This is a genomic window from Oribacterium sinus (genome assembly GCF_014202695.1).
GTDB classification, from domain to species: Bacteria; Bacillota; Clostridia; order Lachnospirales; family Lachnospiraceae; genus Oribacterium; species Oribacterium sinus.
Window position 1 is genome coordinate 55,973 of the sequence record NZ_JACHHH010000004.1, and the last position, 14,741, is coordinate 70,713.

The window sequence follows — 14,741 nt, forward strand, 5'->3', positions numbered from 1 at the left end:
ATACTGGGAGAAGAGAGGAATTTCGTACCATGCAAGAATTAGCAGTAAAGAAAGAGAAGCAAGAAGATAGAGAAAAGCCGGAAAGTAGAGTCGGGGGGGGACAGGCAGAAATCAAAGTCCCGGTAAACAAGATTATCCCCTTCAGCTCTGTGGACGGTCCGGGAAATCGAACCGCAATATTTTTACAGGCCTGCAATCTGGACTGTAAGTATTGCCATAATCCGGAAACCAGAGCCCTGTGTATTCACTGCGGAGACTGCATTCCGGGCTGTCCCACCAAGGCCATTTATTGGGAAGAAGGAAGGGTAGCCTTTTCTCCGGAAAAATGTATCGGCTGTGACCAATGTATTCATGCTTGCTCACACAATGCCAGCCCCAGAATCCGCCGGATGAGTGCGAAGGAGGTGTTTCAGGAGGCTTCCAAGAACCTTCCCTTTATCCGGGGAATCACCGTGTCCGGGGGAGAGTGTACCCTTTATCCGGAATTCTTACGAGAATTGGGAATGCTCTGTAAAAAGAGGGGCATAGGATTTTTACTGGATTCCAACGGCTATTATGATTTTTCCAAGGACGAAAAAGATTTATTGCCCTACATTGACGGGGTGATGTTGGATATTAAGGCCTATAATGGGGAAGAGCATAAAAGGGTTACCGGTTTTTCCAATGAGGAAATTCTAAAAAATATGCGAATTTTGGCAGAATATGATAAACTCTTTGAGGTAAGGACGGTAGTGGTGCCGGGACTTTTTTCCGGAAAGGATACGGTGGAGAAGGTATCCAAGGAGTTGTCTCCTTATGTAAGGAAGGGACAGAAAATCCGCTACAAAATCATTGCCTACCGGGAGTTTGGGGTACGGGAGCAATATAGGCAGTTTGAGAGTCCCGGTGAGGAAGAACTGAAGGCTTTGAAGGAGCTGGCCGAACAGGAAGGGATGCAGGACATACTCTTGATTTAATTAGGAATTTAAGGGAAATCGAGGAAGGAGAGCATTTGGAAGATGGGAAGAGATGAAGAGACAAAGGCATGGGAAGGGACTCCGAATGCTACAGCTGAAGACGGGAAAGAGCAGGAACCGGTTATTGAAATGCGGGACATTGTGAAGCGCTTTGGAGATTTCGTGGCCAATGACCATGTGCAATTAAAGCTTCATAAGGGAGAAGTTCTTGCGATTTTAGGGGAAAATGGAGCAGGAAAGTCTACCCTTATGAATATTCTCTACGGCATGCTTCGCCCAAGCTCCGGAGAAATTCTGGTTCGTGGACAAAAGGTAGAGATGGACAGCCCGGAAAAGGCTATTTCCTTGGGAATCGGCATGGTGCATCAGCACTTTATGCTGATTCCTCCCTTTACCGTTGCGGAAAATATTATTCTGGGGGCGGAGCCCATGCAGGGGCTTACCGTGGACTTAAACGGAGCGAAGAAAAGGATTCGGGAGCTTTCCGAACAGTACCATTTGATGGTGGATGTGGATGCCAAGGTGGAAGACATCAGCGTAGGCATGCAGCAAAGAGTGGAGATTTTGAAGGTTCTGTATCGGGGTGCGGACATTTTGATTTTAGACGAGCCTACCGCCTCCCTTACTCCCCAGGAAATTGATGAGTTAATGGAAATTATTTCCCATTTGACCAAGGCCGGAAAGTCCATCCTGATTATTACCCACAAATTAAAGGAAATCAAATGCATTGCCCATAAATGTATGATTATCCGACAGGGAAAGTACATTGATACCGTGGATGTATGTTCCTGCTCGGAGGACGATTTGGCAGCCATGATGGTGGGAAGAAAAGTGAATCGAGTAGTGGAAAAGAAGGCTCAGGAGCCGGGGGAAGTGGTACTTTCCGTGAAAAATCTCCATGCCAAGGACTATAGAGGGGTGGAAATCCTAAAGGGACTAAATCTGGAGGTTCGGGCGGGAGAAATCCTGGGACTTGCCGGCATTGACGGAAACGGGCAGTCTGAGCTTGTGGAAATACTAACCGGACTGGCTCATGCTACAGAGGGAGAAATTCAGCTTTTAGGAAAGGATATTTCCTGCAAAAGCCCAAGAGAAATCTTTGATGCAGGTCTTTCCAGCATTCCGGAGGATCGGCAGAAGCATGGACTGGTACTGGACTTCTCCGTAGCGGAAAACCTGATTTTACAAAATTACGGGGAAGCGCCCTACTCTAAGGGAGGAATTTTACAGAAGAAGGCTATAGAAGAGCATGCCTCCAGGATGATTGAGAAATTTGACATTCGTCCGAAGGGCTGCGAAAGCCGTGCAGCAGGACAGCTTTCCGGCGGAAATCAGCAGAAGGTGATTATTGCCAGAGAGGTGGAAAATGACAAGTCGCTTCTCATTGCCTTTAACCCCACCAGAGGTTTGGATGTGGGAGCCATTGAGTTTGTGCATAAATATCTGGTGGAACAAAGAAATAAGGGCAGGGGAATTCTCTTGATTTCCTTTGAGCTGGAAGAGGTTATGGGCTTGTCCGATAGAATCGGCGTTATTTTCTCCGGAAATATTCAGAAAAGCTTCGCCGGAAATGAGGCGGATGAGTATACCTTAGGACTATATATGGCAGGAGGAAAGGAGTAAGTATGAAAGAGAAAATATTAAAGAGTTCCTTGCTTTACACCCTTCTTTCCATCGCCATCGGCTTTTTGGTAGGGGCTGTTTTATTGCAGGCCATCGGGGTTTCCCCGGTGAAGGCCTACGGAAAATTGTATCAGGGTGTTTTTGGTAAGCCTAAGTTTATGTTTTACAGCATCATTTACGGAGCACCCCTGATTTTCACAGGTCTGTCCGTTGCTTTCTCCTTCCGTACCGGAATTTTTAATATCGGCGCAGAGGGTCAGTTTGTGATGGGCAGTTTGGCAGCTGTTGTGGTGGGCATTTTATTTCCTTTGCCTGCGCCCCTCCATGTGCTTCTCTGCCTTGTGGTAGCGGCTCTTGCCGGCGCTTTTTGGGGCTTTTTGGTAGGCCTTCTCAAGGTGAAAAAGGGTATCAATGAGGTGCTTTCCTATATTATGTTTAACTGGATTGCTTTCTATTTTTCCAACTATGTGGTGAATTTAAAGACGATTCATACCGACCAGGGAGCAGAGGCCAGTAAGAATATTTTAGCGACCGCCTCCATGAAGATTCCCCAGGCTTTGATTCCCTTTGCGGGGGGAGCGGAGCTTCATGCCGGAGTGCCTTTGGCTTTGCTCTTTGCCTTTCTGATCTGGTTCATTCTGAGCAAAACCACTTTTGGCTATCAGCTTCGGGCGGTGGGCTATTCCCGCAGTGCTGCGGAGTATGGGGGAATCAATTCCAAGAGAGTTTTCCTTTTGTCTATGTCCTTATCCGGTGTTCTGGCAGGTCTTGGGGGAGCAGTGCAAATCCTGGGTATGTCTGAACGTGTCTCCATGTTTGCCGCCCAGGAGGGCTATGGCTTCCAGGGCATTACGGTGGCGTTGATTGGAGGAACCCATCCCCTTGGCTGCATTTTCTCCGGTCTTTTCTATGGCGCCATGAAGTATGGCGGAAACAAATTAACAACGGTGGATGTTCCTGCGGAAGTGGTAAGCATTATCATGGGAACCATCATCATTTTCATCGCCATCACGCCGGTGATTAAAAATCTGGTACAGAGAGGGTTCCAAAAGAAGGGAGAAAGCCATGCTGAATGATCTGGGATTACTGTTAAATGCGGTTTTGATTTCTACGCCACCCCTCCTCTTGGCAGGGCTTGGTTCTTGTTGCTCCGAGCGTTCCGGTGTGGTAAATATCGGAATCGAAGGAATGATGACTCTGGGCGCCTTTGTAGGAGCCTGTGTAGCCTATTTTACCGGAAACGGATGGCTGGGATTTTTTGCGGGAGGCTGTGCCGGAGCTCTTCTTGGTTTGATTCATGCGGTGGTTTGTGTGTCCCTTCATGCGGATCAAACCATTGCGGGAACGGCCATTAACTTTGTCGGACCGGGCTTTGCAGTTTTCCTTTGTAAGGCGATTTTTGACAATTCTTCAGACACACCGGCTTTGGATTTATCCGCAAAGCTTCCGAAGATGTTTGAAGGGAAGTTTGCCTCAGGTTCCTTCCTGTACAATGTGGTAAGCACCTATTCCGTGGCTTATCTTAGCTTTCTTTTGGTGCTTTTGCTTTGGTTTATTTTCTTTAAAACCCGTTACGGTATGCGGCTCCGGGCAGCAGGAGAACACCCCTGGGCCTGTGAAACCTTGGGAATCAATGTCTATAAGGTTCGTTACATTGCGGTGATTCTTTCCGGCTTTTTGTCCGGCCTGGGAGGAGCCTTTGTGACCTTGGCTACCGTATCCCAGTTCCGCCCTTCCGTTATTGTGGGACAGGGATTTATCGCCATTGCGGCGGTGATTTTCGGAAAATTTACGCCCCAGGGAACCTTCCTGGGCTGCCTGATTTTCGGACTGTGTAACGGTCTTCGTGCATTGCTTGGATCCGGAAATATGGTATCTCCTCACTTGCTCTCCATGATTCCCTATGTGGTAACCATTCTGACCTTGGTATTCTTTGTAGGAGCAGGACATGTGCCAAAGGCAAACGGCAGAATCTTTGTTCGGACGAGATAAGGAAGAGTAGCGAGTATAAAGACAACGATGAAAGTAAAACAACCGGTCAGGGCAATAACTGCGGTTAAAGCAAAGATAGTAGAAGAGTAGGGAAGTAAAGAAATGAATTGGAAAGATTTATGGAATAAAAAATACCTGATGATTTCAGTATATGTATTGCTGACGGCTCTCCTGTATCATCTGGGAAGCCGTTTGGTGGATCATCTGGAAAGGATTCCCTCATTATGGACAAGGCACTTTTCCTGGCTGTCCCAAGTGACTTCTCCTTTGCTCTTGGGATTTGCTTTGGCGTATTTGCTGAGTCCTCTCTGTACCATACTGGAGAGGGCCTTAGGGAAAATTCCTCTTTTTCAGAAGAAAGAGAAATTACGGAAAAATCTGGGCATTCTGCTTTGCTATCTCTTGATATTACTTTTTCTGGTACTGCTTGCCTCTCTTTTTGTATCCGTACTGACCAAAAATATTCAGCTGATTCAGGGAGAAGATTTTGCTAAGGGATTGGAGAGCGTACTGCTTCTTTTAAAAAGTTTTTATGAGGATTTGAACCAAAGAGTTTCAGAGATTCCTATTGCGGGAAATGATTTGCAGGAGGGAATACGGACTTTTTTAGCAAAGCTTTTAAGCTTTGTACAAAACCTGGGCAGTAATTTCATATCCTCCGTGGGAAATATGGGAAGCCTGATAGGCACTCTGCTCTTTGGTATTATTTTTTCTATTTATTTTCTGGCAGATGGGGTAAAGATTGCGCTATATTGGGAAAGAATTTTTCGCCTGATCTTGGGGGAAAAGAGAGTTTTAGCCTTTCGCGGATTTCTAAAGGATGCGGATAGAGCCTTTTCCGGTTATATCCGTGGACAGATGATTGACGGCATCATTATGGCTATTTTGGTTAGTTTTAGCCTAAGTCTTATAGGGGTACGCTATGCCGTAGCCATAGGAATTCTTACCGGAATCGGAAATCTAATACCCTATGTGGGTCCCTTTGTGGCCTATGGAACAACCATTTTAGTGTGTACTCTTTACGGGGATTTTTCTAAATTATTACCGGCTGTCTTAGCCCTGTTTGCGATTCAGACCGTTGATGGAAACGTGATTAACCCCAGACTGCTTTCCAACAGTATCGATATCCATCCTCTACTGGTAATGATCTCTTTAATTATCGGCGGCGCAGTGGGGGGAGTTTTGGGAATCTTCCTGGCAGCCCCCATCGCCGGTTTGATTAAGTTACAGGTGGATCGGATGATAGAAAGAGGGGAAGCAAAGAAGGCGAATTCATAAATTTACGGTTTTCTAATTAGGATAGGGATGAAATTCGTGGCACGCTTTCGCTAGCCTAATCCAATGTATTGAAGGACTGTACTTATCATAAGGATGCGCTCAAATGCAGTATGGGTCTATAATCGTGGCACGCTCCCGCTAACTTCGCCTTCGTAACAGTACTAACTTCAAGCTTCGCTTTGCTCGCTTTCAGTAAGTACTGACGGGCTCAGATTGCCCCTATTATAGACCCATACTGCATTATTCGCTTCACATATTGATTTTTACAGTTCTTCACTTCATCAGATTTTGCAAGTATCGGGCTCAGATTACCACTCGTTTCATCCCTATCCTATAGAAAACCTGGCTGAATTTATTGCTTCACCTCTTAATGATAATTGAAACAACATAGGTTTAAATGCATTCCGGGTGCTGTACCCCTTTCTTTAGCTGAGCTGCTTTTTCTGCACCTTCCAGTCTTTCCACCAGTGCCAAAGCGAAGTCTAAAGCGACGCCCATTCCTCTCCCTGTGATGATCTGTTTTCCGACTTCCACGGCTTTTCCGCTCCATTTTGCGCCGTCTACGTCGGAGATGCCTTCTTCAAAGCCCGGATAGCAGGTGAAGTGTTGCCCTTTCAAAAATCCCAGACGTCCGAAAATGCCGGGAGCGGCACAGATTGCGGCCAGATCCTTTCCTGCTTGGAACTGCTTTTGCAAAGCTTCCAGCAGGCTTTTATTTTCCTCTAAGTGGGGAACGCCCGGGATTCCACCGGGTAAGAAAAGTAAATCTGCGGTGGAAAAATCATTTTCCGTAAGCTCGGAAATATTCTTATCACAGAGGATGGTAATCTGGTGGGAACCCTTCACGAGCTTATCCGGAGCAACTGCAATAAGCTCCACCGATACACCTGCTCTTCGTAAAATATCCACCACCATTAAACATTCAATTTCTTCCGTGCCTTCCGCAAAAAATGCCAGTACCTTTTTCATAGAAACTCCTTTCAACGCTTTTTGTATTTCATTACAGTCATCACTTTCATTACAGCCCTTACTGCCATTACTTTCATTACCGCCATTACTTTCATTGCTGCCGGTGCTTAGCTTTCTTACACTACAATACATATCTTACTCCATTTTTTGAAAAAGAAATAGAGTGAGAAGAACTGTGAGCAGAAGAGCAGGAAAATGTTTGAAAAAGCTTTGGAAAATTTTATCTTGCAAAAAAAAGCTTTTTGAATAAAATATTAAAAGTAGTATAAAATTGTAATAATTTCACTAATCATATCAGTAAAATACGGGACTTCTTTGGCGGAAATGTAGTAAAAGTGGAGTGTAAGGGTGATTGGTTGAAAGAAGGGAGAGTCTATGGGAGAAAAGAAAGAGATAGTAGAGGAAAGTGGAATGATGTCGCAGAACAGCGCAGATGTAGAGAGAGAAGGCGGCTCGAAACAGAACCCGCAAAATAAGGGAGGGCTTGAAGCCTATAAGGAACCGCTGCTTCTCCTGCTGTGTGTAACGATAGGTGCTGTTTTAGGATTGGTATTTCGGGAGAAGGTGGCATTTTTAAAGCCGGTGGGACAGATTTTTCTAAATCTTTTGTTTACCCTCCTGGTACCGCTGATTTTCTTCTCTATTTCCGCCTCCATTGCCAATGTATCGGATACCAATAAGGTCGGAAAATTGCTTTTTTACCTGATTCTGATTTTTGTGGGTACTGCAGCTATCGCAGCTATATTGATGTTTACCGTAGTGCATTTTGTGGGACTGGATACCAATTTGAATCTGGTATCGGAGGCGGTAGAGGAAATCAAGAAAACGGATATGGCTACGCAGGTTGTAGACATGTTCACGGTTTCCGACTTCCCCCTGGTCATCAGCCGGGCCCACATCCTTCCTTTAATTATCTTTTCCATCTTTACCGGAATGGCAGTTTCTCTAATGGGAAAGGAAGGCGAATACGTTGCCAATTTCCTCAGTCAGTGGTCCAAGGTCTTTTATAAGATGGTTTCTCTTTTAATGAAGCTGGCCCCCATTGGAATCGGGGCCTATTTTGCGGATTTAACCGGTACCTATGGAATGGATTTGATTAAAACCTATGGAAGAGCCTTACTTACCTTTTATCCCACGGTTATCGTATATTTCTTCCTTTTCCTTGGCTTCTATGCCTTTCTGGCAGCAGGCCCCTGGGGAGTGAAAAATTTCTTCCGGGTAATTTTTCTTCCGGCATTAACGGCATTGGGAACCAGAAGCTCTGCCGCAGCCATTCCCTTACAGCTGGAATCCTGTGACGAACTGGGCGTTCCGAGAGAGATTTCCTCAGTAGTAATTCCTACCGGAGCCACCTGCCACATGGATGGAGCATGTCTTGCGACAGTGTATGAGATTTTATTGGTTTCCGCTCTTTTCGGCCATTCCTTCCATGGAATAGGAGATTATCTTTATGCGATAGTGGTATCCGTAGTAGCCAGTGTGGCAGTTTCCTCCGTACCCGGTGGCGGAGCTGCGATGGAAACCATGATTCTTGCGGCCTTCGGTTTTCCGCCACAGGCCTTGCCTATGATGCTGATGCTGACCCAGCTTTTTGACGCCGGATGTACCTTGTTGAACTCCTGCGGCGATACGGTGGCCTCCATGCTGATCAGTAGAATCATGCTGGGAAAGGATTGGTATAAGAAGAAGGAAACCGGAAAGCTTTCCTCTGAAAATGCCTGAAGCAGATAAAAGTTGGCTAATTCTCCTTCTGAAAATGCCTAAGGGCAGATGAAAAACCGGCTAAACCGGCTTCTGAAATAAGCCGGCAAGTAACGAAAAAATATCCCCTTTTAAAGCGAAAAAAAGGACGGTATACTTCATTTATATCTATGCATAAAATGGATTTATGCAAAAAGCTCAAATTGATAATTATTTTAATGAAGAAAACAGGATAAAATGCCCAAAAAGGATTGAAAAAGAATTGACAAGCCAGGAGAAATAGGGTAGAATTGCCTTACTCGAATCGATAAGGATTCGACCTAAAAATTGGCGAACAGTTTTAATCGACCCTTACTACTCTATACAGCAGAGAACCCGACGGCAACGCCGGGTTTTTTGCTATCTATAAGGAAATACAAGGATTTTCCCAAAAGGAGTCAGAAAGAAAAGAAAAAGCTCTTATGCATAAGAAAAGAAATTTTATACAATATATCTTAAAGATTAATTATAGTAAAAACACATAAAATAGAGAGTTTTATAAGAATTCAAAATTAGACTTTAACCATTCCCTTAGATAAAATAGATGCGGTCGGAGAAGAATACTCATCATTGTCTTTCCTCAAAATCACTTTTCCGAGAAACAGAAGTGAGCGTAAAACATTTTCCTTTCATAGACCGGAAAGAGCCTATCAGAAGGGAGAATTTTTTTTATCCCGACAAGCGAAAGAAATTTCGCCAGGGAGATTCTGTTTACTGCATTCAATGTTGGAAAGACGTCATAAAAGGAGAAAAAACATGGAGTCTATTGTTACTTATCATGCAACGAAGGTAAGCCCTCAGGAAGTACAGAGAAAGGCAGAGGAGCAGTATGCCGGCGGATATTTCTGCTGTGAGGCGGTAATGTCCGTAATCCGTGACGCTTTCCAGGCTGATGTTCCGGAGTCCGTTATTGCCATGTCTTCCGGTATGTCTATCGGAGCAGGTCGTTCCGGCTGTATGTGCGGAGCTTTAAACGGCGGAATCCTTGCCCTTGGTATGTTCTTCGGTAGAACAACACCGGACGGTCCTAAGGATCCAAAGGTAAATGCTTTAATGGCATTGTCCAAGGAATTACACGATTGGTTTAGAGACTCCAACGCTAAGCATGCCGCTTGCTGCCGTGTTCTTACCAGAGGCTTTGATATGGCAGGGGGAGAGCATAAGAAGCAGTGTATTGCTTTCACAGGACTTTGCGCCGGAAAGGTTGCAGAGATTCTTTGCAGAGAGTTAGGAGTTGAAAATGTTGATTCCGAGCCTATCAAGGGTCTGGAAGCACCTTACCTTCCACCTGTAAAAGAAGTGGTATAAGGAGGAAGTATGGAAAAAATCAAAAGAGTGCCCTTGGCTATTTCCGGTGTGATTTTGGGAATGGCGGCTTTGGGAAATTTATTACAGTCCTACGGTGAGGGGATTCGCCTGATTTTTGGAGGAGTAGCCTTTGTACTACTCCTTCTTCTTCTGTGTAAGGCGATTTTCTTTCCACAAGTACTCAAAGAAGAATTCAGCAATCCCATTGGCGCCGGTGTTACCGCCACCTTCCCCATGGCTTTAATGTTGTTTTCCGTGTATGCAAAGCCCTTTGTTCCGGGCATTGCCTTTCCCTTATGGTGTGTAGCCATCCTGCTACAGATTCTTTTATTCCTCTATTTCACAAAGATCTACGTTTTGCACTTTGAGGAGAAAAATGTCCATACAGTATGGTACATCGTTTATGTGGGAATCGTAGTGGCATCCCTTACTTCTCCTGCTTATAAAATGCAGGCTTTGGGACAGGGAATCTTTTACTTCGGCTTTATCGCCCTGTTGATTCTTTTGGTGGTGGTTTCGAAACGTTATCTGAAAATGCCGGTACCGGAACCTGCAAAGCCTTTAATGATGATCTATGCAGCACCTATGGCTCTTTGCACAGCCGGCTATAATCAGGCATTTGCGGAGAAGAATCAGGGATTTGTACTCTTCTTACTGGCAGCAACCTCGGTGATTTACCTTTTTGCCCTGGTAAAGAGCATTTCCTTCCTGAAGCTCCCCTTCTACCCAAGCTATGCAGCCTTCACCTTCCCCTTCGTTATTTCCGCTATTGCTACAAAGCAAAGCGTGATGGTTTTAGGGAAAATGGGAATGAGCCTTGCCTTCATGCAGCCGGTGGTTTTACTGGAAACCATCATTGCCGCAGGCTTTACCATCTATGCCTGCCTGAGATTTTTGGAGCATATCTTCCTAAAGAAGGCTTAACGAAAAAGAAAGTCTCAAAGGGACTAAGAAAAATAGAATTAAATAGCGCATCGAATCAATAGGTCCGAAGCAGGGGTAATCTGAGCCCATGGGTTCTTAGCTTTTGTTATTTGAAAGCTTAGAACCCCTATGAGGCGAAGTTAGCGAGAGCGTGCCCCGCTTCGGACCTATTGATTTGATACGCATATAGTATTGGTGATAGTCCCTTTGATACCCCCGTTAGTTTCTCCTATTTGTTTCTAAAATTCTCTTTATTCTTTGGGGAATTCCTTGTCACCGTAGTTTTTCTCTGTTATCCTAAGGAAATACTTGCAGGGATGGGACAGAAAGAATAGTTGAAGGACAACGGAAAAGGGGAAGCAATGAGCGATTTTTCATTTAATCATTTTAATTTTAATGTACTGGATCTGCAGAGAAGTTTGCGCTTTTATGCGGAAGCGCTGGACTTACATGAATTAAGCAGAAATGAGCAGGATGATTTTATTATCGTTTATCTGGGAGATGATTCTACTGATTTTCGTTTGGAGTTAACCTATCTGAAGAACAGAACAGAAGCCTATGATTTGGGAGAGCAGGAGTTCCATTTGGCTCTTAGGACTGTGGATATCGGTGCGGCCCATGACCGGCATGAAAAGATGGGATGCATTTGTTTTGAGAATCATGGCATGGGAATTTATTTTATCGAAGATCCGGATGGATACTGGATTGAGATAATTCCGGATAGAACCAAGCCTATTACTTGGCGATAAGATAAGAATAAAGAAAGCGACTTCTAAGGGGTTTTCCCAAGGAAGTCGCTTTTTGCATTCTTAACGAGTATCGCTCGCGTAGTGTGCGGTATCTCGTTTATGAGTTTTACGTTATGTGGTAACAGAACTAAAATTTATAAAATCAAAGATTTAAGGTGATTATTGTCCGTTTAGAAAACCTTCCGCCAGAGCCACGAAAGCGGCACTTCCCTTCCAAAGAACATCCTCATCCACGGTAAACTTGGCGTGGTGGTGGGGGTAATCGGTTCCCTTTTCCGGATTGGAGGAGCTTAAAAACAAAAAGCATCCCGGAACTCTCTGCTGGTATAGGGCAAAGTCCTCCCCGATCATACTGGGCTTATCTATGTGGGTCAGGAGCTTATCCTGAAAAACTTCTTTGAGGCAGCCCTGCGCCAATGCAGTCACATCCGAATCATTGGTAACAGGCGGTGCGCCGAAGTCCATACGGAAGTTTACCGTTCCGCCGAAGGCTTTGGCAGTGTTTTCCGCTACTTCTTCAATACGTTTTGCCAGTCTTTGCCGAATATCTTCCTGAAAAGCTCGGGTAGTCCCTTCAATCCGTACAGTGGAGGGAATCGCATTGTAGAGCTCTCCACCCTGAATCAGGCCGATGGTGAGAATGGCTGGCTCCGTTCCGGCAATTTCTCTGGAGGGAATCGCCTGCAAAGCCAATACAATATGGGCGGCAATGTTGATGGGGTCAATGCCTTTCTCCGGAGTGGAGGCGTGACACCCCACACCCTGCACCTCCAGGATAAAACGATCATAGGACGCCATTACCGGGCCGGGGACACAGACCATAGTACCACTGGGAATATCCTTGCCTAAGATGCTTCCGATATGCATTCCGAAAATGGCATCTACCCCTTCTAAAGCGTCCTTTTCCAGCAAAACAGTAGCCCCCTTTGCCTGCTCTTCAGCGGTTTGAAAGAGAAAACGAATTTCTCCCCTCAGTTCCTCTCGATGGGGATAGAGAACCCGAATAGCGCCCAACAGCATAGCCGTGTGAGCATCATGACCGCAGGCGTGCATACAACCCTTATGCTCGGAACAAAAGGGGAGCTCAGTATCTTCTGTTATGGGCAGGGCATCCATATCCGCCCGAAGAGCCAGAACTTTTCCGGGCTGTTTTCCCTTTAAAGTGGCGATAATGCTGCTGTCCTTTTCAGAAAGCTGATAAGGAATGCCGATTTCATCTAATTGATGAGTGACATAATCTCGAGTTTTTGGCAAATGAAAGCCAAGCTCCGGTATTTTATGCAAGTCCCTTCGCATGGCAATAATCTTTGCTTCTATACTTTTGCATTCTTCCCACCACATACATTTTCCTTCCCTTCTGTCATAAAACTTTCAAGTATTTCGCATTCACCGCATAGAATCCTTTCTATGTATCATAGTATAAAGCCATAAAAAAGTAACGAGTATCCTTTCCAAAATGTTGATGAATGGACATTTTATCTTTCCAAAATGTTGATGAACGGACATTTTATCCTTCTAAAATGTTGATGGATGGACATTTTATCTTTCCAAAATGTTGATAGACGGACATTATAATCAGCTTAGGAAGATAAGCTTGTGGAAGCAAGGGGAGCAAGCTACAATAAAGCCTGGAAGTACAAATTATAGCAGTATAGTAATCAATCACTTTGCTTTGCAAAGCAGTTTATTTCAACGGTATTGCATCTCAACAGTATTGCATTTCAATAAGAAAGGATAAGCATGGATATCTTTAGCTACCAGGCAGAGAAAAATAAAGAGAAGATGGCGCCCTTAGCCGCCAGAATGCGGCCAAGAAGCTTGGAAGAAGTGGTGGGGCAGGAGCATATTTTAGGAAAGGATAAGCTCTTATCCCGTCTGATTCGCTCAGACCAGCTGCATTCTCTTCTTTTTTTCGGACCTCCCGGAACGGGAAAGACTTCTTTGGCGAAGGTGATTGCCAACAGCAGCAAGGCGGATTTTATCTCCATCAACGCTACCACCGCCGGAAAGAAGGATATGGAAGATGCGGTGGCAAGAGCCAAGGAAAATATGGGGGGCTACGGCAGGAAAACCATTTTGTTTGTGGATGAGATTCATCGCTTTAATAAGGCCCAGCAGGATTATCTTCTGCCCCATGTGGAGGAGGGTACCATCATTTTGATCGGGGCGACTACGGAGAACCCCTACTTTGAGGTGAATACCGCCCTGCTTTCCCGTTCCCAGCTTTTTGAATTACACTCCCTTAAGAAGGAAGAAATTGTAAAGCTACTACAAACGGCGGCGCAGGATAAGACTCGAGGTATGGGAAATTATAATGCGGTGCTGGAGGAAGAGGCTTGTACCTTTTTGGCAGAGCATGCCTTCGGAGATGCCAGAGTGGCCTTAAATGCTTTAGAGCTTGCGATTCTTAGTACCAATCCTTCTGCGACCGGGGAAATCCGCATCACCAAGGAGGTGGTGGCGGAGTGTATGCAGGAGAAGCTTCTTCGCTATGACGGGGAGTCGGAGCATTATGACACCATTTCCGCCTTTATCAAATCCATGCGAGGCTCGGACCCTCAGGCGGCGGTATATTATCTTTCGAAAATGCTGCAATCCGGAGAGGATATCCGCTTTATTGCCAGACGAATCATGATTTGCGCATCGGAGGATGTGGGAAATGCGGATCCCCAGGCCTTGGTTTTGGCAACCAGCGCCAGCCTTGCGGTGGAGAGAATCGGCATGCCGGAGGCCCAAATCATTTTATCCCAAGCCTGTACCTATGTGGCTTCTGCCAAGAAGTCCAATGCCTGTGTCAAGGCCATTATGTCCGCTAACGAAGTGGTTCGGGAAAAGGGGAATTTGCCCATTCCTTCTTATTTAAGAGATGCCCACTACGCAGGGCATGAGCAGCTGGGACGGGGCATAGGCTATAAATACCCCCATGACTATCCGGGACACTATGTGGAACAGCAGTATTTGCCCACTGAAATTAAGGACATAATTTTCTACGAGAGAGAAGAATAGTATTATGCGTAGGAAAGAAAATCCGATAAACGTCTTCCTCCGTCAAGGAGAAGCGGGATAGCCCTGCACGTCAGGAAGAGAATTGCACGGTTTCTAAAACCATTGTCACCAAAGAGGGATAGCTCTGCACGTCAGGAAGAGAAGAGATAAGCTTTAGAAAAAATCATGAAAAAGATGTGGAATTCCCTGCATTTTC

Annotated in this window: 12 protein-coding genes; 10 read left to right on the top strand and 2 right to left on the bottom strand. The window is 45.3% G+C overall.

Annotation, left to right across the window (positions count from 1 at the left end; all coding sequences use genetic code 11):
• Window positions 1-29 precede the first annotated feature (29 nt).
• The 5 genes from HNQ46_RS04735 (at window position 30) to HNQ46_RS04755 (ending at window position 5,849) form a co-directional block, all read left to right on the top strand.
• Entirely contained in the window at window positions 30-956 is a 927-nt protein-coding gene (locus HNQ46_RS04735) for a YjjW family glycine radical enzyme activase (protein WP_183683476.1), read from the top strand.
• Between the two features lie 129 nt (window positions 957-1,085).
• Window positions 1,086-2,579, top strand: a complete 1,494-nt coding sequence (locus HNQ46_RS04740) for an ABC transporter ATP-binding protein (protein WP_183683697.1) — start codon at window positions 1,086-1,088, stop codon at window positions 2,577-2,579.
• Between the two features lie 2 nt (window positions 2,580-2,581).
• Entirely contained in the window at window positions 2,582-3,655 is a 1,074-nt protein-coding gene (locus HNQ46_RS04745) for an ABC transporter permease (protein ID WP_183683478.1), read from the top strand.
• A complete protein-coding gene (locus tag HNQ46_RS04750) occupies window positions 3,645-4,571 on the top strand; it encodes an ABC transporter permease (protein ID WP_183683480.1) in 927 nt (308 codons plus the stop codon). The genes HNQ46_RS04745 and HNQ46_RS04750 overlap by 11 nt, the downstream gene beginning before the upstream one ends.
• Window positions 4,572-4,673: 102 nt before the next feature.
• Entirely contained in the window at window positions 4,674-5,849 is a 1,176-nt protein-coding gene (locus HNQ46_RS04755; protein WP_183683482.1) for an AI-2E family transporter, read from the top strand.
• Window positions 5,850-6,242: 393 nt separating this feature from the next.
• Here the strand turns inward: HNQ46_RS04755 and HNQ46_RS04760 are convergent, their stop codons facing one another.
• Window positions 6,243-6,950, bottom strand: a complete 708-nt coding sequence (locus HNQ46_RS04760) for a DJ-1 family glyoxalase III (protein WP_243155851.1) — start codon at window positions 6,948-6,950, stop codon at window positions 6,243-6,245.
• A gap of 243 nt (window positions 6,951-7,193) precedes the next feature.
• On the opposite strand from HNQ46_RS04760, the gene HNQ46_RS04765 reads away from it, so the two are divergent.
• The 4 genes from HNQ46_RS04765 to HNQ46_RS04780 all read left to right on the top strand — a co-directional run bounded on the left by HNQ46_RS04765 (window position 7,194) and on the right by HNQ46_RS04780 (window position 11,539).
• The gene (locus tag HNQ46_RS04765) at window positions 7,194-8,540 is read left to right on the top strand and encodes a dicarboxylate/amino acid:cation symporter (protein ID WP_183683484.1); all 1,347 of its coding nucleotides are present in this window, start codon (window positions 7,194-7,196) and stop codon (window positions 8,538-8,540) included.
• A gap of 774 nt (window positions 8,541-9,314) precedes the next feature.
• Window positions 9,315-9,866, top strand: coding sequence for a C-GCAxxG-C-C family protein (locus tag HNQ46_RS04770; RefSeq protein WP_040649634.1), 552 nt, complete (start codon window positions 9,315-9,317; stop codon window positions 9,864-9,866).
• Window positions 9,867-9,875: 9 nt separating this feature from the next.
• Window positions 9,876-10,790 (top strand): TDT family transporter, encoded by a 915-nt coding sequence (locus HNQ46_RS04775; RefSeq protein ID WP_183683486.1) that lies wholly within the window; start codon window positions 9,876-9,878, stop codon window positions 10,788-10,790.
• A 362-nt stretch (window positions 10,791-11,152) separates the two neighbouring features.
• Entirely contained in the window at window positions 11,153-11,539 is a 387-nt protein-coding gene (locus HNQ46_RS04780) for a VOC family protein (protein WP_183683488.1), read from the top strand.
• A gap of 159 nt (window positions 11,540-11,698) precedes the next feature.
• Here HNQ46_RS04780 and HNQ46_RS04785 read toward each other — a convergent pair whose 3' ends face one another.
• On the bottom strand, window positions 11,699-12,880 hold the full coding sequence (locus tag HNQ46_RS04785) for a M20 metallopeptidase family protein (protein ID WP_183683490.1): 1,182 nt from the start codon (window positions 12,878-12,880) through the stop codon (window positions 11,699-11,701).
• A gap of 399 nt (window positions 12,881-13,279) precedes the next feature.
• Between HNQ46_RS04785 and HNQ46_RS04790 the strand changes: the two genes are divergently transcribed.
• Window positions 13,280-14,545, top strand: coding sequence for a replication-associated recombination protein A (locus tag HNQ46_RS04790; protein ID WP_183683492.1), 1,266 nt, complete (start codon window positions 13,280-13,282; stop codon window positions 14,543-14,545).
• Window positions 14,546-14,741: the final 196 nt, after the last annotated feature.